Raw genomic sequence first — 24,208 nt, 5'->3', positions numbered from 1 at the left:
TTGACCGGAATCCGACCCATGAGTGAACGCGCGCTGAAGATCGGCGTGGTGATGGACCCCATCGCGGACATCACCTACAAGAAGGACACCTCCCTGGCCCTGCTGTGGGCCGCCCGGGATCGCGGCGCCTCGCTGCACTATCTCGAGCCCGGCGACCTCTTCCTGCGCGATGGCCGCGCCTACGGCCGCCTGCGCGACCTCGAGGTGCATCGCGACCCCGGCCACTGGTTCGACCTGGGTGAACCCGAGCCGCGGCCCCTGGCCGAACTCGATGTAATCCTGATGCGTCAGGATCCGCCGGTCGATACCCACTTCCTCAATGCCGTGCACCTGCTGGGCTTCGCGGAGCGCGAGGGCGTGCTGGTGGTCAACCCCACCCGGGCGCTGCTGGAGTGCAACGAGAAGCTCTTCGCCCAGCAGTTCCCGCAGTGCTGCGCACCGACGCTGGTCTCCTGCAGCGAGCCCGAGCTGCGCGCCTTCCACGCCGAGCACGGCGACGTCATCCTCAAGCCGCTGGATGGCATGGGCGGCAGCGGGATCTTCCACGTCGGCCCCGAGGGGCGCAACCTGGGCGCGGTGATCGAGACACTCACCGAGCGCGGCCAGCGTCAGATCATGGCCCAGCGCTACCTGCCCGAGATCAGGGATGGCGACACCCGCATCCTGCTGGTGGATGGTGAGCCGGTACCCTATGGCCTGGCCCGGGTGCCCATGGCCGGCGAAACCCGCGGCAACCTGGCCGCCGGTGGTACCGGGGTGAGCCGTGAGCTCACCGAGCGTGACCACTGGCTGATCCGCCAGGTGCAGCCGATGATCCGCGACAAGGGCCTGATGTTCGTGGGCCTCGACGTGATCGGCGACTACATCACCGAAATCAACGTGACCAGCCCCACCTGCGTGCGCGAGATCGATGATCAGCGCGGCACCGATATCGCCGGCCTGCTGATGGATGCCATCGAGCGTCGCCTGGCAACGGCGCGGGGCTGAGAGGCGAGGCCGCCATGTCCCTGATCGCCGGCGACCCCATCCAGTATGCCCCGGTCACCCGGCCCTATCGGCGCTGGCTGGCCTGGTCGCTGGCACTGCTGCTGCACCTGGCGGTGATCGGCGTGGTGGCCAGCTGGCAGTTCTCCACCCCGCCGGCCGAGCGGAAAAGCCTCGATGTAGTGCTGGTGACCCGCGAAAGCGAGGCACCGGTGGAGGCCGAGGCCATCGCCGAGGTCGACCAGCAGGCTGCCGGTAGCGAGCAGGAGGAGGCACCGGCGGAGTCGCGCTCCGCCCCGGTGGAAGCCCCCGCTGCCTCACAGCAGGGGGCTACGGATGTCGACCCCGCCACGCCGGCGGAGCCCGAAGCGGCCGAACGCGTCGCCCCCGAGGCGCGCCCCGTCGAGGAGGCGCCCCCGGCGGCGGAAGCCGAGGCCGAGAACCCGATGCCGCCCACGCCCCGCGAGGCGCCCCAGGCGGCGGACGCCGAGGCCGAGCCCCAAGTGGCGGCCCCCACCGCCTCGGGACGTGACCTGCTTGCCGACGCCACTCGCAGCATCCGTGAGCAGGGTCTCGCTCCGGAGTCGCCCGGCGAGACCGGTGCCCCCCGCCAGGCCGCCCAGCGTGCCGCCGAGGCGCGCTATATCGACGACTGGACCCGTCGCGTCGAGGCCTACGGCAATCGCGTGCATCCGGCGCCGCGTCATCTCCAGGGGCAGCTGCGCATTCGGGTGGTGATCGGCCGCGACGGCGAGTTGCGCCAGGCGGAGGTGATACAATCGTCGGGACATTCCGAACTCGACCAGGCGGCGTTGGATACCGTTAACGGTGCCGGCCCCTATCGTCCCTTCGATGCGGGCATGGGCAACCTGGACTCGCTCTCCATCACCCGCGTCTGGCGGTTCGGCCAAGGCAACAATTTCGGCGTGCGTTAGGACCGCCGGGGAGTCTCATGCAATCCGTGGAAAACTTCGGCCTGAAAGATCACTTCCTGCTGGCGATGCCGCACCTGGAAGATCCCAACTTCGCCGGCAGCCTCGCCTACCTGTGCGACCATGACGAGAAGGGCACCATGGGGGTGATCATCAACCGCCCCCTCGAGCTGACCCTGGAGGCGCTCTTCGAACAACTGGAGCTGGGCGGCGAGGAGAGCCCGCACCGCAACGCGCCGGTCTACTACGGTGGTCCGGTGCACAAGGACCGCGGCTTCATCCTGCACCGCGGCTCGAGCGCCGACTGGGATTCCAGCATCCAGGTCACCGAGGAGATCGCCCTGACCACCTCCATGGACATGCTCCAGGCGCTGGCCGCCGGCCGCGGCCCCGAGCACTTCCTGGTGTGCCTGGGCTGTGCCGGCTGGGAGTCGGGCCAGCTCGAGGCCGAGCTGCTCGACAACGCCTGGCTCACCGTGGAGGGGCGCAGCGACATCCTCTTCGAGGTGCCGCCGGAGCAGCGCCTGGGCGCCGCCGCCGGGATCCTCGGTATCGACCTCAACCTGATGACCCGTGAGGCGGGGCATTCGTGAACCGGACGCGACGGATGGCAGGAGGGCGTTGATGGCCAGGCAGGGCGAGCGGTTGATCCTGGGCTTCGACTTCGGCACCCGGCGTATCGGCGTGGCGGTCGGCAACGAACTGCTGGGCAGCGCCCGGGAGCTGGAGCCGCTGCCGGCCCGGGAGGGAATTCCCGACTGGTCGTGGGTCGCTCGGCTGGTGGAGGAGTGGCAGCCGGACCTCTTCGTGGTGGGCCTGCCGCTCACCGCGGCGGGGGAGGAGCAGGAGATGAGCACGCGCGCCCGCAAGTTCGGCAAGCGCCTGTTCGGCCGCTACGGGGTACCCTGCGAGATGGTCGACGAGCGCGGCTCCACCGGCGAGGCCAAGCTGATCGCCCGGGAACGCGGCCATCGCGGCAGCTGGCGCGATGAGGGGGTCGATGGCATCAGCGCGGTGCTGATCGTCGAGCGCTGGTTTGCCGCCCGGGAGGGGCTGCCCGGCCAAGGGCCGGTGCAGCGCTGACGCCTCAGGCGGCGTCGGGACGCGTGAAGTCCTGTACCGAGACGCCGGCGAACTTCTCCAGGAAGAACACCAGGGTGGCGGGGTGGTGGAAGCGCTCCTCGAAGCTCTCGCGCTCGGCGTGGCGGCGGCGAGTCACGCTGGCGCGGAACCCGTCGCCGTCTCGGGTCACCGTGACCCGCGACTCGCGCTGCCCGTCACTTGCCTCGGCCTGCAGCGGGCCGTCACCCTCCTCCAGCAGCGCCTCCAGCCGCCGGGCGGCCTCGAGCTCCTCGGGCGTGGCCCAGAGGGCCTGGTCGCGGTCGCCGTAGCGATACAGGATCACCACCAGCAGTACCGAGAAGATCGCGCTGGCCAGCATCCAGGTGAGCAGCTCGCCGGAGAGCGACAGGTTGAGCACCGCCCACAGCTGCACCACGGCCGCCACCGCCAGCAGCGCCGCCAGGGGGCGCCACATGCGTGGATTCATGAAGCCGCGCTTGAGGATATAGCCCCACAACCCCACGACCGCGATGGCCCCCAGGGCCAGCTGAGCCAGCGACAGCGCGGTGCCGCCGCCGGCCAGCAGGGCGATGGCCCCGACCAGCAGCAGCACGGTGTAGAAGAGTGCCAGGAGCCGATAGGCGCGGTGCAGGTTCATGTCGTGGTGCCTCTTGCCGCCAGGGGGAAGGATCATCCCTCAGCATAGGCGAGAGCGGCGAAAGTGCGCGTTGCTTACAGTGCCGGGTCGTCAACGCCCACGCGCGGCGGCACGAACCAGCGTACCGGGCGCAGCTCCTGCTCGATCAGGTCGTCCACCTCCAGGAGGGTGGCGAAGATCGCCATGCGCACCGGGATGCCGTTGTCGGTCTGGCGGAAGATCGCCAGGCGCGGGTCGCCGTTGAGGTCGACGTCGAGGTCGTTGGCCTCGGGTCGGCTGTCGCGGGGCAGCGGGTGCATGACCAGGGTGTCGCGCCCGCAGCGGGCGTCGAGGAAGGCGCGGTCCACGGTGAAGTCCCGGGAGAGGCTGAAGCCCTCGCTCATCTCGGCGGTGAAGCGCTCCTTCTGGATGCGCGTGGTGTAGACCACGTCCACGTCGGCATAGTCCTGGGCCAGGCTGTCGCGCTGCTCGATGCGATGCCCCCGGGAGGCGACCAGGTCGACCAGGTGGCCGGGCATCTCCAGCCCCGGCGGGGCCACCAGGGTGATGCGCATGGGGGCATAGAGCGACAGCAGTTTGATCAGCGAGTGCACGGTGCGCCCGTACTTGAGGTCGCCGGTCATCAGCACGTGGGCGCCGGCCAGGCCCTTGCCCAGGCGGCTGAATTCCTTGTCGATGGTGTAGAAGTCGAGCAATGCCTGGCTGGGGTGCTCGCCGGGGCCGTCGCCGCCATTGATCACCGGCACATGGGTGGCGGCGGCGAACTCTGCCACCGACCCGAGCTCCGGGTGGCGCATCACGATGGCGTCGCAGTAGCCGCTCATCACCCGGCTGGTGTCGTAGAGCGACTCGCCCTTGGCCATGGAGGAGAAGGTGAAGCCGGTGGTGTCGCAGACGCTGCCGCCCAGCCGGCAGAAGGCGGCGTTGAAGCTGACCCGGGTGCGGGTACTGGCCTCGAAGAACAGGTTGCCGAGCACCGCCCCTTCCAGCACCCGGCTGACCTGGCGCCGCTGGGCGATGGGCTCCATGCGGGCGGCGACCCGCATCAGGTGATCGACATCGTCGCGGGACAGGGAATCGACGGAGAGCAGGTGGTGACTCATCGGCGTGGCCTCGGCTGGGGCGAATGGACGGCCGCCAGTGTACTCCGTCGCGCTGATCGCTTCACGGCCCGGCGCCGCTACCACGCCTGCGGGGTGCGCCCCCCCAGCCGGGCGGTGATCTCGGCGGCGGTATCGCGCACCAGCTCGCCGAGTTCCAGCAGGCGCGTCTCGGGGATGCGCGCCACCGGGCCGGAGACCGAGATGGCGGCCAGTGGGGTGCCGTGCTCGTCGTGGATGCAGGCGGCCACGCAGTGCAGGCCGATGGCGTGCTCCTCGCGATCGCAGGCGAAGCCCTGGCGGCGGATCTCGGCCAGCCCCTCGCGCAGCGTCTCAGGGGTGTGCAGGGTGTTTTCGGTGACGCGAGAAAGCCCCTGCTCGGCGAGGATGCGCTCGAGCTCGTCCTCGGGTAGCCAGGCCATCAGCGCCTTGCCTACGCCGGAGGCGTGCAGCGGGGCACGCGAGCCCAGCCGGGTGATCATGCGCATCATCTGCGGCGATTCGCTCTGTGCCAGGAACACCGCGGTGCCGTCATCGCGGATGCCGAGGTTGGCGGTCTCGCCGGTCTGGGCGGTAAGGCGGCGCAGGAAGGGGCGGCTGGTGCCCACGAAATCACGGGCCTCGAGGAAGCTGTTGCCGATCCGGAAGGTCTTGACGTCGATTTTCCAGACACCTAGCTCGCTGTCCTGGGTGACGAAGCCCTGGCTCTGCAGCGCCTGCAGCAGGCGGTGGGTGGTGGAGGGGGCCAGGTCGGCCTGCTCGGCGAGCTCGGAAAGGGCCAGGCCCCCGGGGTGGCCGGCCAGGCGCTCCAGCAGGTTGAGGCCGCGCACCAGCGACTGGCTGTGGCCGCCGCTGGCCTTGCCCGATCCCGCGGGGCGCCCCGCCGTCCTGCGCTTGACTTCACTCACCCTGTTGCTCCTTTTGCCTTGGCTTCGCTGGCACAGGATACCTTGTCGGCGCGCGCCTGTCGCGTCTGCGGAAATCGCTTCCACTAACCCATTTGCGCGGCTCCTTGGGTGCTCAGCGGTCCTTCCCCCCTCAACGGTCTTTCCATACGGGGCGACGCTTCTCGATGAAGGCGTCGATGCCTTCGGCCACGTCCTCGGCCAGCATGTTGCCCGCCATCACCTCGCCGGCGAAGGCGTAGGCCTCGTCCAGCGGCATGCGCAGCTGGCGCTGGAACATCGCCTTGCCGGTGCGCACCGCCACCGCGCTCTTGGCGCAGATGCTGGCAGCGAGCTCGGCCACCGCCTCGTCCAGCTGCTCATCGTCGGCGACGCGGTTGACCAGTCCCCAGTCGCGGGCGGTGTCTGCATCGATGAACTCGCCGGTGAACAGCATCTCCATGGCGCGCTTGCGGGCCACGTTGCGTGACAGCGCCACCGCCGGGGTGGAGCAGAACAGGCCTGCGTTGATGCCGGAGACGGCGAAGCGCGCCGAACGGGCGGCCACCGCCAGGTCGCAACTGGCCACCAGCTGGCACCCGGCGGCGGTGGCGATGCCCTGGACCCGGGCGATCACCGGCACCGGCAGTTCGACGATGGCCTGCATCACCCCGGCGCAGCGGGCGAAGAGTGCCTGGAAGTAGTCGCGGTCGTCGTCATGGGCGCGCATCTGCTTGAGGTCGTGGCCGGCGCAGAAGGCGCGACCCTCGGCGGCGAGCACCACGCAGCGCACGTTGCCGTCGTCGGCGAGTCTCGCGAGCTCGGCGCCCAGCGCCTCGAGCATCTCCTCGGAGAGGGCGTTGAAGCTCGCCGGGCGGTTCAGGGTCAGGGTGGTCACGCCGTCGGCGTCATGGCGCCGTACCGGTGGGGTGGTCTCGCTCATCTGGGGCTCCTGGTTGTTGTTCAGGCCTTGTCTCATCGATGCCACAGCCTAGCGCGCCAGGCCATCCCCGTGCACTGCGACCAAGGGGGCGTTCGCCCTGCCGGCTCCCGAACGCAAGCCGCCGCGTCGGAGAGACGCGGCGGCGAGGCTTTCAGTACTGAACCTGGGTGGCGGGATCAGGCGTCCTGGCCACCGTCGGAGTAGAGCACGCGCACCTTGAGGGTGTGTGTCACCTGGCGCAGGGCGTCCAGCGCCTGGGGGCCGTAGGCCTTGTCGACATCGATCACCACGTAGCCGACCTTCTCGTTGGTCTGCAGGTACTGGCCGGCGATGTTGATGCCGTTCTCGGAGAGCACCCGGTTGATCTCGGAGAGCACCCCCGGCACGTTCTCGTGAATGTGCAGCAGGCGGTGCTTGCCCGGGTGGGACGGCAGTGCCACCTCGGGGAAATTGACCGAGGTGACGGTGGTGCCGTTGTCGGAGTAGGTGGCCAGCTTCTCGGAGACCTCGATGCCGATGTTCTCCTGGGCCTCCAGGGTGGAGCCGCCGATGTGCGGGGTGAGGATGACGTTTTCCAGGCCGCGCAGCGGGCTCTCGAACTCCTCGTCGTTACCCTTGGGCTCCACCGGGAAGACGTCCACCGCGGCGCCGTTGAGGCGCCCCTCGCGGATCGCCTCGGCCAGGGGCTCGATCACCACCACGCTGCCGCGGGAGGCATTGATCAGGATGGCGCCCGGCTTCATTCGCGCGATCTGCTCGGCGCCGATCATCCAGCGCGTCGACGGCAGATCGGGAACGTGCAGGCTGACCACGTCGGCGCGGCCGAGAAGCTCGTCGAGGCTGCCCACCTGGCGGGCGTTGCCCATGCCCAGCTTGGCGACCACGTCGTAGTAGATGACGTCGAAGCCCAGCGACTCGGCGAGCACCGAGAGCTGCGAGCCGATGCTGCCGTAGCCGACGATCCCCAGGGTCTTGCCGCGGGCCTCGTGGGAGTTCTTGGCGCTCTTCAGCCAGCCGCCCTGGTGGGCGCGGGCGTTCTTCTCGGGAATGCCGCGCAGCAGCATGATCGCCTCGGCCAATACCAGCTCGGCCACTGAGCGGGTGTTGGAGTAGGGCGCATTGAACACCGGGATGCCGCGAATCAGGGCAGCGTCGAGGTCGACCTGATTGGTGCCGATGCAGAAGCAGCCCACGGCCACCAGCTTCTCTGCGGCATCGAATACCCGCTCGTTGAGCTGGGTCCGCGAGCGGATGCCGATGAAGTGGACGTCGCGGATCTTCTCGATCAGCGCGGCTTCATCCAGCGAGGTGGGCAGGTGCTCGATGTTCGAGTACCCGGCGTTGCGAAGATTGTCCACCGCGGTCTGGTGGATGCCCTCGAGCAGCAGGATCTTGATCTTGCTCTTGTCCAGGGACGTCTTTGCCATGGTCGAATCAACCCCTTCCGGCGCGAGCCGCATGCAGTGTCAGAAACTGGTGAGGCCACCATCTTATCACAGCGGAAAATGAGCCAGGATGAAAATGCTGCGCTGCTCATATGAGCCACATGCAAGTTTAGGGCGTCACAGAGGCCAGCAGGCGGCGGGGCAGACGACCCCCCGGGGGGAGCGTGTATACTGTGGCCCCTTGAATGATCTCTTTCTGACTATCGGGGCGGTTTAAAGGAGCAGCATGGCAGAGCGCAACGAGCGGTCCCGTGAGCCGCAGGCCGACGACACTGCGTCAGGTGACTTCGCCGCCACCGTCGAGCGGCTCGAGGGCCTGGTGGCACGACTGGAGTCCGGCGAGCTGTCGCTGGAGGACTCGCTTGCCGCCTTCGAGGAGGGAGTGAGGCTGACCCGTGATGCCCAGCGCCGCCTCGACGAGGCGGAGCTCAAGGTGCGCACCCTGACCGAAGGCACCCAGGGTGGCATCGAGCTCGAGCCCTTTGTGCCCCCGTCGGAGAGTGATGGTGAACGCTGACACCCTGACCACCCTGCTGGCCGCCGATCGCGCCCGGGTGGATGCCCGCCTCGAGGCGCTGTTTGTCGAGCGCACCGCTCCCGCGCCGCGCCTCGAGGCCGCCATGCGTCACGGCGTGCTGGTGGGCGGTAAGCGGCTGCGTCCGCTGCTGGTGTATGCCGCCGGCCGCGCTCTGGGGGCCGATGACGCTACCCTCGACGCCCCGGCCATGGCCATCGAACTGATCCATGCCTACTCGCTGGTCCACGATGACCTGCCGGCCATGGACGATGACGACCTGCGCCGCGGGCAGCCCACCGTGCACCGTGCCTACGACGAGGCCACCGCGATCCTCGCCGGCGATGCGCTGCAGTCGCTGGCCTTCGAGGTGGTTGCCCGTGCCCGACACCCCCGCCTGGCGGCAATGATCGCCAGCCTCGCCGAGGCGGCGGGGCGCGACGGCATGGTGGCCGGCCAGGCGCTGGACCTCGATGCCGTGGGCGGCCACCCCGATGTGAATGCCCTGGCCACCATGCACGCCCACAAGACCGGGGCGCTGATCCGTGCCGCGGTGCGCCTGGGCGGGCTGGCCGCGGTAGCCGAGGAGGATGCCCGCCTGGCGGCCCTGGATGCCTATGCCCGAGCCATCGGCCTGGCCTTCCAGATCCACGACGACGTACTCGATGTGATCGGTGACACCGCCATCCTGGGCAAGGCCTCGGGAGCCGACGCCGCCCGCGACAAGCCCACCTATCCGACCCTGCTGGGTCTCGAGGGCGCCCGCTCCCGGGCGGCGGGGCTGGTCGAGGAGGCCGTCGCCGCCCTGGCGCCGCTGGGCGAGGCCGGATTGCCGCTGGCGGCGCTGGCCCGATACATGATCGAGCGTGACCACTGACACGACAGATGCCCACATGAAGCTGTTCGATGACATTCCCGTCGAGCGTCCGGCCACGCCGCTGCTCGACACCCTGGATACCCCGGCGGCGCTGCGCGCCATGACCACCGCGCAGCTGGCGCAGGTGGCCGACGAGCTGCGCGCCTACCTGCTCTACAGCGTGGGGGTCTCCGGAGGGCACTTCGGAGCCGGCCTCGGCGTCGTGGAGCTCACCGTGGCCCTGCACCAGGCGTTGGAGACCCCCCATGATCGCCTGGTGTGGGATGTCGGCCACCAGGCCTACCCCCACAAGATCCTTACCGGGCGCCGCGAGGCGATGCCCAATATCCGCCACCATGGCGGGCTGGCGGCCTTCCCGCGGCGTGCCGAGTCGGCGTACGACACCTTCGGCGTGGGTCACTCCAGCACCTCGATCTCGGCGGCGCTGGGCATGGCGCTGGCCGCCCGCACCCGAGGCGAGCAGCGTCGCGTCTGCGCGGTGATCGGCGATGGTGCCCTGACCGCCGGGATGGCCTTCGAGGCCCTGGCCCATGCCGGTCACGTCGACGCCAACCTGCTGGTGGTGCTCAACGACAACGAGATGTCGATCTCCGAGAATGTCGGCGGCATGGCCAGCTACCTGGCGCGCATCCTGACCAGCAAGCCCTATACCACCATGCGCGAGAGCGGCAAGAAGGTGCTTTCGCACCTGCCTGGGGCGCTGGAGCTGGCCCGGCGCACCGAGGAGCACATGAAGGGCATGGTCAGCCCGGCCACCCTGTTCGAGGAGATGGGCTTCAACTATATCGGCCCCATCGACGGTCATGACCTGCCGCTGCTGGTACAGACCCTGCGCAACATGCGTGACCTGGAGGGGCCGCAGTTCCTTCACGTCAAGACCTGCAAGGGCAAGGGCTTCCTGCCCGCCGAGGCCGACCCCATCGGCTACCATGCCATCACCAAGCTGGAGAAGAACGGCGCCCCGCCGCCGCTCAAGCCGGCCACGCCTGCGCCGCCGAAGAAGAAGTACTGCAATGTCTTCGGCGACTGGCTGTGTGACATGGCCGCCGCCGATGAACGGCTGATCGGCATCACGCCGGCGATGCGCGAGGGCTCCGACCTGGTGCGCTTCTCGCAGCAGTATCCCGAGCGCTACTTCGATGTGGCCATCGCCGAGCAGCATGCGGTGACCCTGGCCGCGGGCATGGCCTGCGAGGCCATGAAGCCGGTGGTGGCGATCTACTCCACCTTCCTGCAGCGCGGCTACGACCAGCTGATCCATGACGTGGCGGTGCAGGACCTCGACGTCACCTTCGCCATCGACCGCGCCGGCCTGGTGGGCGAGGACGGCCCCACCCACCACGGCAGCCTCGACCTCTCCTACCTGCGTTGCGTGCCCGGCATGGTGGTGCTGGCGCCAGCCGACGAGGCGGAGTGCCGCGCCATGCTGAGCGCCGCCTACCACCACCCGGGCCCCGCCGCGGTGCGCTATCCGCGGGGCAGCGGGCCGGGTGTCGAGATTCCCGCGCATCTCGAGCCGGCCCCCATCGGGCGGGCGCAGGTGCGTCGCGAGAGCGGCGCCGAGGCAGGGCGGCGCGTCGCCCTGTTGGCCTTCGGCAGCCTCAACACGCCGGCCGCCGAGGTGGCGGAGCGGCTCGATGCCAGCCACCTCAACATGCGTTCGGTAAAGCCCCTGGATCGTGATGCGGTGCTGGCCGCGGCGGCCGACCACGACCTGCTGGTGACCCTGGAGGAGAACGTGGTGGCCGGTGGTGCCGGCAGCGCGGTCAACGAGCTGCTGGCCACCGAGGGTGTGCGGGGGGCGGTGCTCAATCTGGGGCTGCCCGACGCCTTCGTCGAGCACGGCAAGCCCGCCGAGCTGCTCGCCGAGTGCGGCCTGGATGCGGATGGCATCGAGGCCGCCATCCGTCGCCGCCTGGAGGGTGGCGACGATGCCGCGATGACAGGGGAGGCTCGCTGATGTGGATCGTCGTACTGATCGGCGCCGGCCTGGGGTTCATGATCGGCGGGCCCGTGGGCGCGCTGGTCGGTGGCGGGCTCGGTTACTGGCTCGTCAAGCGCCTGCGCCGCAGCCTGCTGGGCAAGCTGGCCGCATCCCAGACGCAATTCCTCGAATCGACCTTCGCGGTCATGGGGTGTCTGTGCAAGGCCGATGGCCAGGTCACCGAGGATGAGCTGGACGCCTCGCGCGTGCTGTGGGACCGCCTGCGCCTCAACGAGGCCCAGCGCGCCCGGGCCCGGGCCGACTTCAACCGCGGCAAGGCGCCGGACTTCGACCTGGACGCGGAGCTTGCCAGGCTGCGCCCGCTGCTGGGCCCGCAGCCCGCCCTGCGCCAGGTCTTCCTGCAGGTGCAGCTGGCGGCGATCGCCGCCGATGGCCAGCTGCATCCCGCCGAGCGTGAGATGCTGATGCGGGTGGTGCGCGGACTGGGCTGCTCCGAGGCGGAGATCGCCCAGGTCGAGGCCATGCTGCACGGTAGCGGAGAGCAGGCCGGGGGTGGTGTGGCCAGCGGCCCCTCCCTGGCCGATGCCTACCTGGTGCTGGGGGTCGAGGAGGACGCCAGCGATGCCGAGATCAAGAAGGCCTATCGGCGCCTGATGAGCCAGAACCACCCCGACAAGCTCGCCGCCAAGGGGCTGCCCGAGAGCATGCGCGAGGTCGCCCGCGAGCGCACCAGCGAGATCGGCAACGCCTATGAGCGCATCCGCAAGGCGCGCGATACCTGACCCGGGGCGCAAGCCTCGGGCTCAGGCCGCGAAGGGCAGCACGGCGCTGTAGACGGCGAAGTAGTGGAGGATGCTGCCGCCCAGCACGAACAGGTGCCAGATGACGTGGTTGAAGGGAATCGCGCGCACGGCATAGAAGAGCACGCCGAGGGTATAGGTGAGGCCGCCGGCCACCAGCAGGGTAAGTCCCGCGGACGACAGCCGCTCGACCATCTCGCCGCCGGCGAAGAGGATCAGCCAGCCCATCAGCAGGTAGATGCCGACGCGTAACGCCGCGAAGCGGTGGGGCCAGGCCAGCTTGCAGGCGATACCCACCAGCGCCAGCCCCCAGACGGTGACGAACAGCGCCCAGCCGGTGGGGCCGCGCAGGTTGACCAGCAGGAAGGGCGTGTAGGTACCGGCGATCAGCAGATAGATCGCGCAGTGATCCAGCAGCTGGAACAGCCGCTTGCGGCGCGAGTCGCGCACGCCGTGGTAGAGCGTCGAGGCGGTATAGAGCAGCACGAGGCTGGTGCCGTAGAGGCCGACCCCGGCCAGCTTCCAGGGGTCGAGGTGGGGCGCCAGGCTGGCCATCACCAGCAGTACCGTGATCCCGGCCAGGCTCAGCAGCACACCGATTCCGTGGCTGATGCTGTGCAGCCACTCCTCGGTGGCACTGAAGCTTTCCCTGTCGCGGGATGGCTGGGTCATCGGGTCTCTCCCCTGTCCAGGAGCCTCCCCGATCGAGGGATGGGGGCTCCCGTCCTCAGGGCTTGCGTTCGATATCCACATCGTCGGCCTGGGTGAAATCGCCCAGCACCATCATGTGGCCGAGCTTGCCGGCCTTGGTAGAAAGATAGTGCTCATTGTGGGGATTGAGACCGGTGGTCAGTGGTACGCGTTCCACGACATTGACGCCTGCCTGGGTCAGGGCGTCGACCTTGCGCGGGTTATTGGTCATCAGGCGCAGGCCCGCGATGCCCAGGTGCTCGAGCATCGGCACGCAGAGGTCGTAGCGGCGAAGGTCGGCGGCGAAGCCCAGCTGCTCGTTGGCCTCCACGGTATCGGCGCCCTGATCCTGGAGGTGATAGGCGCGGATCTTGTTGAGGAGCCCGATGCCGCGCCCCTCCTGGCGCAGGTAGAGCAGCACCCCGCGGCCCTCCTCGGCGATACGCTTGAGGGCCTCCTGGAGCTGATAGCCGCAGTCGCAGCGCATCGAGAAGAGCGCATCGCCGGTCAGGCACTCCGAGTGCACCCGTCCCAGTACCGGCTCGCCGTCGGCCACGTCGCCCAGGGTCAGGGCGATATGGTCCTTGCCGGTGGCCTCGTCCTCGAAGCCGTGCATGGTGAAGGTGGCCCAGGGGGTGGGCAGACGGGAGGCGGCGATAAAGCGAATCGTCACGGGTTACCTCGGTATCAGGCCGCGGGCGGCGCCGCAGGAGTGGGCGGTATTCTATCAGGAAGGCCGGCGAGGCTCACGACCGGGACGCAAGCATCGGGTACAATGGCGGACACATTTCCCGTGGATGACCGCCTGCATGGAACTCAAGAACGATCGCTTTCTGCGCGCCCTGGCGCGTCAGCCGGTGGACCGCACCCCGGTCTGGATGATGCGCCAGGCCGGACGCTACCTGCCGGAGTATCGCGCCACCCGCGCCGTGGCCGGCAACTTCATGGACCTGTGTCGCAACCAGGAGCTGGCCTGCGAGGTGACCCTGCAGCCCCTGGAGCGCTATCCGCTGGATGCGGCGATCCTGTTCTCGGATATCCTCACCATCCCCGATGCCATGGGGCTGGGGCTCTACTTCGAGACCGGCGAGGGGCCCAAGTTCCGCAAGCCGGTGCGCACGGCCGAGGAGGTAGCGGCGCTGAGTGCTCCCGATGCCGAGCGCGACCTCGACTACGTGATGCGCGCGGTCTCGACGATCCGCCGCGAGTTGAACGGACGCGTGCCGCTGATCGGCTTCTCCGGCAGCCCCTGGACGCTGGCGACCTACATGGTCGAGGGCAGCTCCAGCAAGGACTTCCGGCATATCAAGACCATGCTCTACGACACGCCCAGCGTGATGCATGACCTGCTCGACACCCTGGCCACGGCGGTAACCGACTACCTGAACGCCCAGATCCGTGCCGGCGCCCAGGCGGTGCAGATCTTCGACACCTGGGGTGGCGCCCTCACCACGCCGGCCTACCTGGAGTTCTCGCTGCGCTACATGGAGCAGATCGTCGCCGGCCTGATCCGCGAGCACGAGGGGCGACGTGTGCCGGTGATCCTGTTCACCAAGAACGGCGGCCAGTGGCTCGAGGACATCGCCCTGGCGGGTTCCGACGCCGTGGGACTGGACTGGAGCACCGAGCTGTCCGATGCCCGCGCCCGGGTGGGTCACAAGGTGGCGCTGCAGGGCAACCTCGACCCCAACGTGCTGTTCGCCCGCCCGGCGGCGATTCGTGCCGAGGTAGCGCGCATCCTGGAGAGCTATGGCGAGGGCCCCGGTCACGTCTTCAACCTGGGGCATGGCATCAGCCAGTTCACCGATCCCGATCATGTCACCGCCTTCATGGAGGCGCTGCATGACCTGAGCCCGGCCTATCACCGCAATATCGCCCATGCCTGAATGGCTCGGGCTCGCTTGGCTGCAACGCCTGCACGACCGGCGCCGCCTGTGGGCGGCGCTGGCCGTTGTGGCGGCCCTGGTCATCGCCCTGGGCAGTCTGACCCCGGGTGACGAGATGCCCAGCCAGTTGCCCTGGGACAAACTCAATCACTTCGTCGGCTATGCCGGCCTCGGCGGCCTGATCGGCCTGGCCGGAGTCCGCCTGCCGCTGGCCTTCCTGCTCGCGGCGGGCTACGGCGGCATGGTCGAGTTCGCCCAGGTTCCGGTGCCGGGGCGTAGTGGCGGTGACTGGGCCGATATCCTGGCCAACGGCCTCGGCGCCGGCGCCGCCGTGCTGCTGCTGGCCGGCCTGCGTCGGCTCATGCGTTTCCCTCGCCGCGCCTGACGCCAGGCTTCTCCGCCGCGAAGGGGCAGTCTCCTAGAGGCGTGGCTCCCCGGCCCTCGGTTCGGCAGGGGAGGCGCCGGCGAGGTCCAGGGAGGGCTCGCGGCCGCCGCGGGAGCGCAGCGGTTCGGCGGGACGAGTTACCCGGGCGCTGCCTACCGCCTCGCCCTCGCTGGACAGGGGGCGCGCCTCGCTGGTCCAGGCGGCCTGGGGGTCATGCACCGCCGGGCGGCGCTCCCAGGAGCGGGTGATCACCGGCCCGGCGCCCAGCTGGCCGGCCAGGTGGTGGGGCAGCAGCCACAGCTCGGCCATCAGGCGCAGCAGCATGGCGGCCAGCAGCCACAGACCACCGCCCAGCGCCAGGCTGGGCCAGGCCGCCTGCCAGGTGGTGGCCGCCAGCCATGGCGTGCGCGGAGCAAGCCATAGTGCCGCACCCGCCGCGAGGCCGACCTGCAGCAGCAGGTGGCAGGTGAGCAGGGTGCCGCGTGACAACGGGCGGCGGGGAAACAGTAACTGACGCATCGGGGTCCTCCCGGGGGGCACATCGTGGAGATGAGACGTGCCGACATCCCTGCCGGCCAGCTGGGATGCTACCCCAGATCAAGCTTCCCTGCAGTTGTCGCCGATCGACGTCGGTAGCGGGTTGACCCGCGTCAAGGCACTTGCCATGGTTGATCCAGAAGCGGCCGGCGCATCGCCGGCCGCCGTACCACCGGTATCGAGGAGTGGCTATGACAACCTATATCGTGGTGGCGGATGCGGCGCGGGCGCGGATCTTCACCCGCGACGCACTCAAGCTGGTCGAACAGGATAGCCTGGTGCATTCGGCGAGTCGGCTGCACGAGGGCGACCTGGTGACGGATCGCGGTTCCGATGTGCATGAGTCGACGTCGAACAGCTCGCGCTCCTCCGGTGGCGAGAGCACGGCGCGCACCCATGAGGAGCAGGTGTTCGCCAAGGAGGTGACCGATCGTCTCTATCAGGCCCGCATCGACAACAGCATGGAGAAGCTGATCCTGGTCGCCCCGGCCCGCTTCCTCGGCCAGCTGCGCGACAAGCTCGACGGCCCCACCGCGAAGCTGGTGATCCACTCCCTGACCAAGGACCTCACCAAGGCGAGCCTCGAGGAGATCCAGGAGGCGGTCAGCGATATGCGCTGACGGGTTGGCTTTCCCTTCGGCATCGGGCCCGGCACTGCCGGGCCCGATGCCGTTCGGAGCCAGCTTCGTGCCACGTCGTCAGGGCACCGGCGGCAGGTCGATCTGGTCGCTGCGGGTCACGCCCTCGGTCATCTGCCGGCACAGCTTGAGGAACTCGCGCATGCCGGTGGCGAGATACTTGTGGCGGTGCCAGATGAAGGTGAACTGACGGCTCAGGTCCAATTCCGGGGTGGCGATGGGCACCAGGCTGCCGCGGCGGAAGGCGTCACGCAGCGCCAGGCGCGAGACGCAGCCGATGCCCAGCCCCGACTCCACCGCGCGCTTGATCCCCTCGGTGTGCTCCAGCTCCAGCAGCACGTTGAAGCGCCCGCGCCGGTGGCGTGCTGCCTGCTCCAGGGTCAGTCGCGTGCCCGAGCCCTCTTCGCGCATGATCCACGCCTCGCGCAGCAGGCGGCTGAGCTCCACCTCGCCGGCCCCGGCCAGGGGGTGGCGGGGCGAGCAGAACACCACCAGCTCATCCTCTACCCAGGGCTGGGTGACCACGTCCTCCTCCTCGCACTGCCCCTCGATCAACCCCAGGTCCAGCCGATGGTGGCGCACGCTCTCGACGATGGCGCGGGTATTGCGCACCGCCAGGCGCACCCGGCTGCCCGGGTAGCGCTGCATGAAGTCGCTGATCAGCAGGGTGGCCAGATAGTTGCCGATGGTCAGGGTGGCGCCGACGTCCAGCACTCCGATGCCTTGCTGGCCGTGGAGCAGCTCCTCCACCTCCTCGGCGCGGTCGAGCAGTGCCACCGCCTTGGGCAGCAGCTGGAAGCCCAGGGCGTTGAGGCGCAGTCGCTTGCCGTGGCGGTCCAGCAGCTGGCAGTCGAACTGGCGCTCCAGTTCGGCGAGGGCGCTGCTGGCGGCCGACTGGGAGAGTGCCAGGGCGCGAGCCGCCCGTGACACACTTTCGTGCTGGGCTACCGCCACGAAGACCTCCAGCTGGCGCAGGGTGAAGCGCATGAGGGCGAACTCCGATGACGTATATCAAGACTATGGATAACGGTTATCCATACAATCCATTTAACAGATAACGCCTCCTGGCTTAGAATTCAATGCAAATCTTGGAATCGCTTTTATTCTTTTTAGGCATATAAAGCCTTCGACCGCATAGAGGAGCCGGCATGAGCAAGTTTGCCCTGGAAGAGGTGCTCAGCGTCCACCACTGGAACGACACCCTGTTCAGTTTCCGCACCACCCGCGAGCGCAGCCTGCGCTTCAAGAACGGTCAGTTCGTGATGATCGGCCTGGAGGTGAACGGCAAGCCGCTGATGCGTGCCTACTCCATCGCCAGCCCCAACTACGAGGATCACCTTGAGTTCTTCAGCATCAAGGTGCCGGATGGCCCCTTGACCTCGCGTCTGCAGCATCTCCAGGTGGGCGACCAGATCATGGTCAGTCGCAAGCCCACCGGCACCCTGGTCACCGACGACCTGCTGCCGGGGCGCAACCTCTACCTGCTCTCCACCGGCACCGGCCTGGCGCCCTTCATGAGCCTGATCCAGGACCCCGAGGTCTACGAGCGCTTCGAGAAGGTGGTGCTGGTGCACGGCGTGCGCAACGTCAGCGAGCTGGCCTATGCCGACTTCATCCAGACGGAGCTGCCGGCCCACGAGTACCTGGGCGAGGAGATCAGCGAGAAGCTGGTCTACTACCCCACCGTGACCCGTGAGGAGTTCCACACCATGGGCCGCCTGACCGACCATATCCGCAGCGGCAAGCTCGCCGAGGACACCGGCCTGCCGGCGCTGGACCCCAAGCAGGATCGCGCCATGATCTGCGGCAGCCCGGCGATGCTGGAGAGCACCAGCGAACTGCTCGATGAACTGGGCTTCAAGATCTCGCCGCGCATGGGCGAGCCCGGGGACTATGTGATCGAGCGGGCCTTCGTCGAGAAGTGACCGGGCTGCGCCCGGAGCTCTAAGCCGTAAGCCTTAAGCGATAAGAGAAACCCCATCCGGCTTCCGTCGGATGGGGTTTCCTTGTCTGGATCAGCTGCCGAGCCGAGCTCGGCGCTTATGGCTTACGGCTGCTATACCGCATCCTTGCCGGTCTCGCCGGTACGGATGCGGATCACCTGCTCCAGCGGGGTGACGAAGATCTTGCCGTCACCGATCTTGCCGGTATTGGCGACGCTGGTGATGGCATCGATCACCTTCTCGGCCATCTCGTCGTCCACGGCGACCTCGAGCTTCACCTTGGGCAGGAAGTCCACTACATACTCGGCGCCACGGTAGAGCTCGGTGTGGCCCTTCTGACGGCCGAAGCCCTTCACCTCGGTCACGGTGATACCCTGCACGCCGATCTCCGAGAGGGACTCCCTCACGTCGTCGAGCTTGAAGGGCTTGATGATGGCGGTCACCAGTTTCATGGTCGGTTCCTCGTCGATTCTGGGGCGGGCATGCCGCCGGCGATAGGCGGATTGTCCCTAGGATACACCCCGCCGGCGGGGAAGAAAAAAGGCCCCCTTGCGGGGGCCAAGTGGAGCACGCCAGCTCACTCGTTACGCGTTGCCTTCATTTCTTGGCGACGCTGAACTCGGGGTAGGCCTCCATGCCGCATTCGGTCAGGTCGACCCCCTCGTACTCTTCCTCCTCGCTGACACGAATGCCCATCACCGCCTTGAGGATGCCCCAGACGATCAGGCTGGCCAGGAAGACCCAGGCGAAGATGCCGACGATGCCGAGCAGCTGGGCGCCGAAGGTAGCGTCGCCGTTGGTCAGCGGCACAGCCAGCAGGCCCCAGATACCGACCACACCGTGCACCGAGATGGCACCCACCGGGTCATCGATCTTCAGCTTGTCCAGGCCGACGATGGCGGCCACCACGATGACACCACCCATGGCGCCGATCAGCGCCGCGCCCGGGGCGGAGGGGGAGAGCGGGTCGGCGGTGATCGCCACCAGGCCGGCCAGGGCGCCGTTGAGGGTCATGGTCAGGTCGGCCTTGCGGAACCACAGCTTGGCAATCACCAAGGCGGCGATTACCCCGCCGGCGGCGGCGGCATTGGTGTTGACCAGCACCTGGGCCATGTTGTTGGCGGAGGCGACGTCGGAGACCTTGAGCTCTGAGCCGCCGTTGAAGCCGAACCAGCCCATCCACAGGATGAAGGTGCCCAGGGTCGCCAGCGGCAGATTGGCGCCGGGGATGGCGTAGATGCTGCCGTCCTTGCCGTACTTGCCCTTGCGTGGGCCGAGGACCAGCACGCCGGCGAGTGCCGCAGCCGCACCGGCCATGTGCACGATGCCGGAGCCGGCGTAGTCGGAGAAGCCGGCCGCGGAGAGCCAGCCGCCGCCCCAGGTCCAGTAGCCGGAGACCGGGTAGATCAGGCCGGTCATCACCACCGCGAAGGCCAGGAAAGCCCACAGCTTCATGCGCTCGGCCACCGCCCCGGAGACGATGGACATGGCGGTCGCCACGAACACCACCTGGAAGAAGTAGTCGGCGCGCATGGAGTAGTAGGGGGCGTCGTCACCGCCGGCCAGCACGGCGTCGATGCCGTTCTCGCTGCCCAGCAGCACGCCGAGGTTGGGCAGGATGCCGCCCTCGGGGCTCGAGTACATCAGGTAGTAGCCCACCAGCAGGTACATGGTGCAGGCGATGGCGAACAGGGCGATGTTCTTGGTGAGGATCTCGGCGGTGTTCTTGGCGCGCACCAGGCCCGCCTCGAGCATGGCGAAGCCGGCGGCCATCCACATCACCAGTACGCCGCAGATCAGGAAGTAGAAGGTATCGAGCGCATAGCTCAGTTCGGTCAGTTCACTCATGGTGGAGTCTCCAGTCGGGGAAGCGGCAGTCGGTCATGGCTCAGACGGCATCGGCGCCGCGCTCGCCGGTGCGGATACGGATCACGTCCTCGAGGGCCGTGACGAATACCTTGCCGTCGCCGATCTTGCCGCTGCCGGCGGCTTCGCAGATGGCGTCCAGCACGCTCTCCAGGCGGCCGTCGTCCACGGCGATCTCGACCTTGACCTTGGGCAGGAAGTCGACGACGTACTCGGCGCCGCGGTAGAGCTCGGTGTGGCCCTTCTGGCGGCCGAAACCCTTGACCTCGGTGACGGTGATGCCCTGCACGCCGTTGTCGGCCAGCGCCTCGCGGACGTCGTCCAGCTTGAAGGGCTTGATGATGGCGGTGATCAGCTTCATGTCCTGTCTCCTCGTTGCGATGGGAGGCGACCCGATGGGGCGGCTGACCTGCACAATGCGCGCGGCGTGCCAGTGATGAGAAAAACCCTTTGATATCTGAGCCTTGAGCTACTTTTCCTGGATGGGAACAGCTCCTGCATCGGCTTGCTGTCAGGCTCCATGCACTCCGATGGTGCCTGTGCACGTCCCACGCGCCCTGCAAGAGGGCATGCGTCTCATGGGTGCCACGCGTATCCTGTAGGTCGTCATCCCCAACCAGGAGAAGCGTCATGGTGACCCACGATAGAATCGGTCGGTTGGCCCAGCAGATCGGCGAGCGCCTGCAGGGCGCCTCCCAGGCCCCCGAAGAGGTGCAGAAGGGTATCCAGCAGGTGGTAAGGGGAGCCTTCGACCGTCTCGAACTGGTCTCCCGCGAGGACTTCGACATCCTGATGGACGTACTGCAGCGCACCCGGTCACGGGTCGAGGCTCTGGAGAAGCAGGTCGCCTCCCTGGAGGCGCTGGTGGAAGCCCAGACCGGCGGCACCGCGGCAGCGGCCGAGGGCGCCGACGCCCCGGCGGAGAGCGACCCGAGCGGTGAAGGCAAGCGCGACGAGCACAAGGGCGAGGACGCCGCCTCCTGAGGTCGCGTCGGGCGCCTCGCCGCGCTCTGGACTAGCCTGAGAGCAGTCCATTCGCGAGGGAGCGCCCATGACGCTGGCGATCGTGCACACCCGGGCCGGTCTCGGCCTGGAGGCACCCGAGGTGCAGGTGGAGGTGCACCTCTCCAATGGCCTGCCCAGCATGACGCTGGTCGGGTTACCGGAGACGGCGGTCAAGGAGAGCCGTGAGCGGGTGCGTAGCGCCCTGGTCAACGCCGGCTTCGAGTACCCGCTGCGGCGCATCACCCTCAACCTGGCCCCCGCCGACCTGCCCAAGGAGGGTGGCCGCTTCGACCTGCCCATCGCCCTGGGGCTGCTGCTCGCTTCCGGCCAGCTGCCGCCCGGTTGCCTGGAAGCGACCGAGAGTGTCGGTGAACTGGCGCTGGACGGTGCCCTGCGCCCGGTGGAGGGTGTTCTGCCGCTGGCCTTGGCCGCGCGGCGCGCCGGGCGGCAACTGATCGTGCCCCGGGCCAATGCCGACGAGGCTGCCCTGGCCGGCGAGCTCGAGGTGCTGCCCGCCGACCACCTGCTGGAGGTAGTCGCCCACCTGCTGGGCCAGGCCCCCATCCCTCCCCACCGGCTATCGCGCCCACCCGCAGCCACCCAGCCGCTGCCCGATCTCGCCGAGGTGCGTGGCCAGTTCCAGGCCCGCCGTGCCCTGGAGGTCGCCGCCGCCGGGTCCCACAACCTGCTCTTTGCCGGCCCACCCGGTACCGGCAAGACCATGCTGGCCAGTCGCCTGCCCGGCATCCTGCCCCCGCTCACCGACGACGAGGCGCTGGAGGTGGCGGCGGTGCGCTCGGTCAGCGGCCTGCCGCTGCGCGCCGAGTGGGGACGCCGACCCTTCCGTGCCCCGCACCATACCGCCAGCGCGGTGGCCCTGGTGGGTGGTGGCGCGCGGCCGCGCCCCGGCGAGATCTCCCTGGCCCACCACGGGGTGCTGTTCCTCGACGAGCTGCCGGAGTTCCCGCGCCATGTGCTGGAGGTGATGCGCGAGCCCATGGAGAGCGGGCGCATCCATATCGCCCGGGCCAGCCATGAGCGTCGCTACCCGGCGCGTTTCATGCTCGTGGCGGCGATGAACCCCTGCCCTTGCGGCCATCTGGGCGATCCGCGCCAGGCCTGCCACTGCACCGCGGCGCAGATCCAGCGCTACCAGGCGCGCCTCTCCGGGCCGCTGCTCGACCGCATCGACCTGCAGGTGGAGGTGCCGGCACTCCCCCCGGAGCAGCTTACCGCCAACCAGCCCGGCGAGGACTCCGCCACGGTGCGCAAGCGGGTGCTGGCGGCCCGCGAGCGCCAGCTGGCGCGGGGTGCGTTGAACGCTCACCTGGCAGGGCGCGAGCTGGAGGCGGCCTGCGGCCTCTCGGCGGCGGACCGCGCCTGGCTGGCGGCGGTGCTGGAGCGGCTCAAGCTGTCGGCCCGGGCCTATCATCGCGTGCTGCGGGTGGCACTGACCCTGGCCGATCTCGCCGGCGTCTCGCGCCCCGAGCGCGATCAGCTGATCGAGGCGGTGGGCTATCGCCAGCTCGATCGACTCCTCAAGGGGTGAGCGGCGCCTTTCGCTATAGCGCCGTGCTGTCCAGAGCGCCCTGCAGGCTCTGCTCCCAGCGTGCTGCCTCCTCGCCGGGGCGGCGCAGGGTCAGCGTCAGGCGGTAGGGAAGCAGTTCGCGGTCGGAGAGTGAGAGGCGTGGGCCGTCGGCCATCAGACGGCTCTCCAGGCGCCACTGGTTATCGCCGCTGTCGGTCAGGTTGGTGTTCCAGTCGAGGACCTGGGGACCATCACTGATTGCCAGCAGGGCGCGTACCAGGCTCTCGTTGAAGCGCTCGTTCTCGATGCCGAGGCCGGCGTTGACCTCGGGGCGAGACAGCAGCAGCACCTGGTCGCTGGGTGGCTGCGGCAGGTCTGGGGCCGTCATCACCAGGGCGGCGGCGCGCTCGCCGAGGTTGAAGAGCGCCTGGCGGATGCTGCTGTCGGGACGCTCGGGAGCGCCGGCGCAGCCGGCAAGCAGGGTCAGCGCCAGGAGGGCGACCAGACGGGAGGGCGCGGTCTTCATGATGTCGTTTTCTCCACAGTGGCGCCGGGCGCCAGGGCATCGATAAAGCGATCCAGGCTCTCGAACAGCGCCTGGCGGATGGGCTCCGCCTCGTTGACCAGGTGGTGCCGGGCCTCGGGATGCAGATGCACCTCGGCATTGGGAAACTTCTCCTTGAGTACCTCCAGGTTCCACTCCCAGTCCACGGTCAGGTCCTGCTCGCCCTGCAGGATCAGGGTCGGCACCGGGTTGGGGGGCAGTGCCAGCAGCCGCGGCATCCAGCGGCGCATGGCGCTGACCCAGTCCACTGCCACGCGGTCGGCCTGCAGCGGGTCCTGGTCGCGCAGGAAGGCGGCGAAATCGGCGTCGGTGGAGTTGTCGCGAAACTTGCGTGGGATGGAGCGCACGAAGGGGCCCACCAGCAGATGCAGCCAGCTTGACTGGCGCCAACCCCAGGGCCTCACCAGCGGCGCCAGCAGGGCCAGGCCGGCCCAGCTGCCGTCCTCTCCGCGGGTCAGGGCATCGGTGGCGAGTATCGCCGCGCCGGTACTCTGGCCGATGCCCAGCCAGGGGTGCGGGGCCAGCCCCTCGGCTTCCAGATGGTCCTGCAGGGCGTGCAGGCAGCCACCATAGTCGTCGAAGTCGGCAATGGAGGCGCGCTGGCCGCTGGAGAGCCCGTGGCCGGGCAGATCCCACAGTACCACGCGCCAGCCGCGCTCCAGCAGGCGTTCGAGCAGGTGACGATAGAGCCCCAGGTGGTCGAAGTAGCCGTGCACCACGAAGGCGGTGCCGATGGGCTCGGCGGGACTCCAGACCGAGGCCCACAGGCGGAAGTCGCCGGCGTCCAGGAAGCCCAGGTGCAGCCCCACATGCTCGGCGAGCAGGGGCGCGAGGCCGTAGTGGCCCAGATAGCGTTCCAGGTGGTCGCCGCCGGGCAACTCGTCGGCTGGGTCGATCCAGCGGAAGGGGCCCAGGGCCTGCAGGGGGGTGAAATCGCTCATCGCATTCTCCACGGTGCACCACCATGCTAGCGGCAAGCGCGAGGTGGCACCATGATTGCCGAGCGGGCGGGCCTCGCGGT

Annotated in this window: 28 protein-coding genes; 14 read left to right on the top strand and 14 right to left on the bottom strand. The window is 68.8% G+C overall.

Annotated features, from left to right (window positions below):
- Positions 1-18 precede the first annotated feature (18 nt).
- From gshB to ruvX, 4 genes are read left to right on the top strand one after another with little or no spacing between them, the layout of a single operon-like run.
- Positions 19-987: a glutathione synthase gene (gene gshB / locus GRB96_RS08440; protein ID WP_161431735.1), complete on the top strand. Its 969-nt coding sequence runs from the start codon at positions 19-21 to the stop codon at positions 985-987.
- Between the two features lie 14 nt (positions 988-1,001).
- Positions 1,002-1,919 (top strand): energy transducer TonB, encoded by a 918-nt coding sequence (locus tag GRB96_RS08435; protein ID WP_161431734.1) that lies wholly within the window; start codon positions 1,002-1,004, stop codon positions 1,917-1,919.
- Between the two features lie 17 nt (positions 1,920-1,936).
- Positions 1,937-2,509 (top strand): YqgE/AlgH family protein, encoded by a 573-nt coding sequence (locus GRB96_RS08430; RefSeq protein WP_161431733.1) that lies wholly within the window; start codon positions 1,937-1,939, stop codon positions 2,507-2,509.
- A gap of 31 nt (positions 2,510-2,540) precedes the next feature.
- Positions 2,541-2,999, top strand: coding sequence for a Holliday junction resolvase RuvX (gene ruvX, locus GRB96_RS08425; protein ID WP_161431732.1), 459 nt, complete (start codon positions 2,541-2,543; stop codon positions 2,997-2,999).
- 4 nt (positions 3,000-3,003) lie between these two features.
- Here ruvX and GRB96_RS08420 read toward each other — a convergent pair whose 3' ends face one another.
- From GRB96_RS08420 to serA, 5 genes are all read right to left on the bottom strand, one after another.
- The gene (locus GRB96_RS08420; protein WP_161431731.1) at positions 3,004-3,636 is read right to left on the bottom strand and encodes a hypothetical protein; all 633 of its coding nucleotides are present in this window, start codon (positions 3,634-3,636) and stop codon (positions 3,004-3,006) included.
- 74 nt (positions 3,637-3,710) lie between these two features.
- Entirely contained in the window at positions 3,711-4,739 is a 1,029-nt protein-coding gene (locus GRB96_RS08415) for an aspartate carbamoyltransferase (RefSeq protein WP_161431730.1), read from the bottom strand.
- A gap of 77 nt (positions 4,740-4,816) precedes the next feature.
- On the bottom strand, positions 4,817-5,644 hold the full coding sequence (gene bhcR, locus GRB96_RS08410; RefSeq protein ID WP_161431729.1) for an HTH-type transcriptional regulator BhcR: 828 nt from the start codon (positions 5,642-5,644) through the stop codon (positions 4,817-4,819).
- Positions 5,645-5,774: 130 nt separating this feature from the next.
- A complete protein-coding gene (locus tag GRB96_RS08405; protein WP_161431728.1) occupies positions 5,775-6,563 on the bottom strand; it encodes an enoyl-CoA hydratase in 789 nt (262 codons plus the stop codon).
- 176 nt (positions 6,564-6,739) lie between these two features.
- Positions 6,740-7,990: a phosphoglycerate dehydrogenase gene (gene serA, locus GRB96_RS08400; RefSeq protein ID WP_161431727.1), complete on the bottom strand. Its 1,251-nt coding sequence runs from the start codon at positions 7,988-7,990 to the stop codon at positions 6,740-6,742.
- A gap of 244 nt (positions 7,991-8,234) precedes the next feature.
- Between serA and GRB96_RS08395 the strand changes: the two genes are divergently transcribed.
- Genes GRB96_RS08395 through djlA form a run of 4 tightly spaced genes read left to right on the top strand, consistent with a single transcriptional unit; the run spans position 8,235 to position 12,126 of the window.
- Entirely contained in the window at positions 8,235-8,525 is a 291-nt protein-coding gene (locus GRB96_RS08395; RefSeq protein WP_161431726.1) for an exodeoxyribonuclease VII small subunit, read from the top strand.
- Positions 8,512-9,399 (top strand): (2E,6E)-farnesyl diphosphate synthase, encoded by an 888-nt coding sequence (gene ispA / locus GRB96_RS08390; RefSeq protein WP_161431725.1) that lies wholly within the window; start codon positions 8,512-8,514, stop codon positions 9,397-9,399. The genes GRB96_RS08395 and ispA overlap by 14 nt, the downstream gene beginning before the upstream one ends.
- A 16-nt stretch (positions 9,400-9,415) precedes the next feature.
- Positions 9,416-11,359 carry a 1-deoxy-D-xylulose-5-phosphate synthase gene (gene dxs, locus GRB96_RS08385; protein WP_161431724.1) on the top strand — a complete coding sequence of 648 codons (1,944 nt, stop codon included), beginning with the start codon at positions 9,416-9,418 and terminating at the stop codon, positions 11,357-11,359.
- Positions 11,359-12,126: a co-chaperone DjlA gene (gene djlA, locus GRB96_RS08380; RefSeq protein WP_161431723.1), complete on the top strand. Its 768-nt coding sequence runs from the start codon at positions 11,359-11,361 to the stop codon at positions 12,124-12,126. The genes dxs and djlA overlap by 1 nt, the downstream gene beginning before the upstream one ends.
- A 21-nt stretch (positions 12,127-12,147) precedes the next feature.
- Here djlA and trhA read toward each other — a convergent pair whose 3' ends face one another.
- Entirely contained in the window at positions 12,148-12,816 is a 669-nt protein-coding gene (gene trhA, locus GRB96_RS08375) for a PAQR family membrane homeostasis protein TrhA (protein ID WP_161431722.1), read from the bottom strand.
- A 55-nt stretch (positions 12,817-12,871) separates the two neighbouring features.
- Positions 12,872-13,507: a GTP cyclohydrolase II gene (ribA, locus tag GRB96_RS08370; RefSeq protein WP_161431721.1), complete on the bottom strand. Its 636-nt coding sequence runs from the start codon at positions 13,505-13,507 to the stop codon at positions 12,872-12,874.
- A 136-nt stretch (positions 13,508-13,643) separates the two neighbouring features.
- On the opposite strand from ribA, the gene hemE reads away from it, so the two are divergent.
- Together hemE and GRB96_RS08360 are read left to right on the top strand one after the other, a co-directional pair.
- Positions 13,644-14,720, top strand: coding sequence for a uroporphyrinogen decarboxylase (gene hemE, locus GRB96_RS08365; RefSeq protein WP_161431720.1), 1,077 nt, complete (start codon positions 13,644-13,646; stop codon positions 14,718-14,720).
- Positions 14,713-15,105, top strand: a complete 393-nt coding sequence (locus GRB96_RS08360; protein ID WP_161431719.1) for a VanZ family protein — start codon at positions 14,713-14,715, stop codon at positions 15,103-15,105. Before hemE ends, GRB96_RS08360 begins: the two co-directional genes overlap by 8 nt.
- 33 nt (positions 15,106-15,138) lie before the next feature.
- Here the strand turns inward: GRB96_RS08360 and GRB96_RS08355 are convergent, their stop codons facing one another.
- Entirely contained in the window at positions 15,139-15,624 is a 486-nt protein-coding gene (locus tag GRB96_RS08355; RefSeq protein WP_161431718.1) for a hypothetical protein, read from the bottom strand.
- A 209-nt stretch (positions 15,625-15,833) separates the two neighbouring features.
- On the opposite strand from GRB96_RS08355, the gene GRB96_RS08350 reads away from it, so the two are divergent.
- Positions 15,834-16,262: a host attachment protein gene (locus tag GRB96_RS08350; RefSeq protein WP_161431717.1), complete on the top strand. Its 429-nt coding sequence runs from the start codon at positions 15,834-15,836 to the stop codon at positions 16,260-16,262.
- A 78-nt stretch (positions 16,263-16,340) separates the two neighbouring features.
- Here the strand turns inward: GRB96_RS08350 and GRB96_RS08345 are convergent, their stop codons facing one another.
- Complete coding sequence (locus GRB96_RS08345) at positions 16,341-17,267, bottom strand: LysR family transcriptional regulator (RefSeq protein ID WP_161431716.1); 927 nt, start codon at positions 17,265-17,267, stop codon at positions 16,341-16,343.
- 161 nt (positions 17,268-17,428) lie between these two features.
- Between GRB96_RS08345 and GRB96_RS08340 the strand changes: the two genes are divergently transcribed.
- The gene (locus GRB96_RS08340; protein ID WP_161431715.1) at positions 17,429-18,205 is read left to right on the top strand and encodes a ferredoxin--NADP reductase; all 777 of its coding nucleotides are present in this window, start codon (positions 17,429-17,431) and stop codon (positions 18,203-18,205) included.
- A gap of 131 nt (positions 18,206-18,336) precedes the next feature.
- Here GRB96_RS08340 and glnK read toward each other — a convergent pair whose 3' ends face one another.
- The 3 genes from glnK to GRB96_RS08325 form a co-directional block, all read right to left on the bottom strand.
- Complete coding sequence (gene glnK, locus GRB96_RS08335; protein ID WP_023004277.1) at positions 18,337-18,675, bottom strand: P-II family nitrogen regulator; 339 nt, start codon at positions 18,673-18,675, stop codon at positions 18,337-18,339.
- Positions 18,676-18,820: 145 nt separating this feature from the next.
- Positions 18,821-20,071, bottom strand: coding sequence for an ammonium transporter (locus tag GRB96_RS08330; protein WP_161431714.1), 1,251 nt, complete (start codon positions 20,069-20,071; stop codon positions 18,821-18,823).
- Between the two features lie 40 nt (positions 20,072-20,111).
- Positions 20,112-20,450: a P-II family nitrogen regulator gene (locus GRB96_RS08325; protein WP_161431713.1), complete on the bottom strand. Its 339-nt coding sequence runs from the start codon at positions 20,448-20,450 to the stop codon at positions 20,112-20,114.
- A 269-nt stretch (positions 20,451-20,719) separates the two neighbouring features.
- On the opposite strand from GRB96_RS08325, the gene GRB96_RS08320 reads away from it, so the two are divergent.
- A complete protein-coding gene (locus GRB96_RS08320; protein ID WP_161431712.1) occupies positions 20,720-21,073 on the top strand; it encodes an accessory factor UbiK family protein in 354 nt (117 codons plus the stop codon).
- Between the two features lie 67 nt (positions 21,074-21,140).
- Positions 21,141-22,643 carry a YifB family Mg chelatase-like AAA ATPase gene (locus GRB96_RS08315; protein WP_161431711.1) on the top strand — a complete coding sequence of 501 codons (1,503 nt, stop codon included), beginning with the start codon at positions 21,141-21,143 and terminating at the stop codon, positions 22,641-22,643.
- Positions 22,644-22,656: 13 nt separating this feature from the next.
- Here the strand turns inward: GRB96_RS08315 and GRB96_RS08310 are convergent, their stop codons facing one another.
- Both GRB96_RS08310 and GRB96_RS08305 read right to left on the bottom strand, forming a co-directional pair.
- On the bottom strand, positions 22,657-23,148 hold the full coding sequence (locus tag GRB96_RS08310; RefSeq protein WP_161431710.1) for a hypothetical protein: 492 nt from the start codon (positions 23,146-23,148) through the stop codon (positions 22,657-22,659).
- Entirely contained in the window at positions 23,145-24,128 is a 984-nt protein-coding gene (locus GRB96_RS08305; protein ID WP_161431709.1) for an alpha/beta hydrolase, read from the bottom strand. Before GRB96_RS08305 ends, GRB96_RS08310 begins: the two co-directional genes overlap by 4 nt.
- Positions 24,129-24,208 lie beyond the last annotated feature (80 nt).

This window comes from Halomonas alimentaria (assembly GCF_009902005.1).
Classification (GTDB): domain Bacteria; phylum Pseudomonadota; class Gammaproteobacteria; order Pseudomonadales; family Halomonadaceae; genus Halomonas; species Halomonas alimentaria.
The sequence above is the reverse complement of the archived record's forward strand: the minus strand, read 5'-3'. Positions and strand labels throughout refer to the sequence as shown.

Excerpts from the sequence above, each read along its gene's own strand:
- GRB96_RS08325 (WP_161431713.1), bottom strand. The coding sequence starts at position 20,450 with ATGAAGCTGATCACCGCCATCATCAAGCCCTTCAAGCTGGACGACGTC.
- GRB96_RS08320 (WP_161431712.1), top strand. The coding sequence starts at position 20,720 with ATGGTGACCCACGATAGAATCGGTCGGTTGGCCCAGCAGATCGGCGAG.
- GRB96_RS08310 (WP_161431710.1), bottom strand. The coding sequence starts at position 23,148 with ATGAAGACCGCGCCCTCCCGTCTGGTCGCCCTCCTGGCGCTGACCCTG.
- glnK (WP_023004277.1), bottom strand. The coding sequence starts at position 18,675 with ATGAAACTGGTGACCGCCATCATCAAGCCCTTCAAGCTCGACGACGTG.
- GRB96_RS08405 (WP_161431728.1), bottom strand. The coding sequence starts at position 6,563 with ATGAGCGAGACCACCCCACCGGTACGGCGCCATGACGCCGACGGCGTG.
- GRB96_RS08330 (WP_161431714.1), bottom strand. The coding sequence starts at position 20,071 with ATGAGTGAACTGACCGAACTGAGCTATGCGCTCGATACCTTCTACTTC.
- djlA (WP_161431723.1), top strand. The coding sequence starts at position 11,359 with ATGTGGATCGTCGTACTGATCGGCGCCGGCCTGGGGTTCATGATCGGC.
- hemE (WP_161431720.1), top strand. The coding sequence starts at position 13,644 with ATGGAACTCAAGAACGATCGCTTTCTGCGCGCCCTGGCGCGTCAGCCG.
- GRB96_RS08360 (WP_161431719.1), top strand. The coding sequence starts at position 14,713 with ATGCCTGAATGGCTCGGGCTCGCTTGGCTGCAACGCCTGCACGACCGG.
- GRB96_RS08415 (WP_161431730.1), bottom strand. The coding sequence starts at position 4,739 with ATGAGTCACCACCTGCTCTCCGTCGATTCCCTGTCCCGCGACGATGTC.
- GRB96_RS08435 (WP_161431734.1), top strand. The coding sequence starts at position 1,002 with ATGTCCCTGATCGCCGGCGACCCCATCCAGTATGCCCCGGTCACCCGG.
- dxs (WP_161431724.1), top strand. The coding sequence starts at position 9,416 with ATGAAGCTGTTCGATGACATTCCCGTCGAGCGTCCGGCCACGCCGCTG.
- ispA (WP_161431725.1), top strand. The coding sequence starts at position 8,512 with ATGGTGAACGCTGACACCCTGACCACCCTGCTGGCCGCCGATCGCGCC.
- GRB96_RS08395 (WP_161431726.1), top strand. The coding sequence starts at position 8,235 with ATGGCAGAGCGCAACGAGCGGTCCCGTGAGCCGCAGGCCGACGACACT.
- ruvX (WP_161431732.1), top strand. The coding sequence starts at position 2,541 with ATGGCCAGGCAGGGCGAGCGGTTGATCCTGGGCTTCGACTTCGGCACC.
- serA (WP_161431727.1), bottom strand. The coding sequence starts at position 7,990 with ATGGCAAAGACGTCCCTGGACAAGAGCAAGATCAAGATCCTGCTGCTC.
- trhA (WP_161431722.1), bottom strand. The coding sequence starts at position 12,816 with ATGACCCAGCCATCCCGCGACAGGGAAAGCTTCAGTGCCACCGAGGAG.
- GRB96_RS08350 (WP_161431717.1), top strand. The coding sequence starts at position 15,834 with ATGACAACCTATATCGTGGTGGCGGATGCGGCGCGGGCGCGGATCTTC.
- gshB (WP_161431735.1), top strand. The coding sequence starts at position 19 with ATGAGTGAACGCGCGCTGAAGATCGGCGTGGTGATGGACCCCATCGCG.
- GRB96_RS08340 (WP_161431715.1), top strand. The coding sequence starts at position 17,429 with ATGAGCAAGTTTGCCCTGGAAGAGGTGCTCAGCGTCCACCACTGGAAC.
- GRB96_RS08345 (WP_161431716.1), bottom strand. The coding sequence starts at position 17,267 with ATGCGCTTCACCCTGCGCCAGCTGGAGGTCTTCGTGGCGGTAGCCCAG.
- GRB96_RS08420 (WP_161431731.1), bottom strand. The coding sequence starts at position 3,636 with ATGAACCTGCACCGCGCCTATCGGCTCCTGGCACTCTTCTACACCGTG.
- GRB96_RS08315 (WP_161431711.1), top strand. The coding sequence starts at position 21,141 with ATGACGCTGGCGATCGTGCACACCCGGGCCGGTCTCGGCCTGGAGGCA.
- GRB96_RS08305 (WP_161431709.1), bottom strand. The coding sequence starts at position 24,128 with ATGAGCGATTTCACCCCCCTGCAGGCCCTGGGCCCCTTCCGCTGGATC.
- GRB96_RS08355 (WP_161431718.1), bottom strand. The coding sequence starts at position 15,624 with ATGCGTCAGTTACTGTTTCCCCGCCGCCCGTTGTCACGCGGCACCCTG.
- GRB96_RS08430 (WP_161431733.1), top strand. The coding sequence starts at position 1,937 with ATGCAATCCGTGGAAAACTTCGGCCTGAAAGATCACTTCCTGCTGGCG.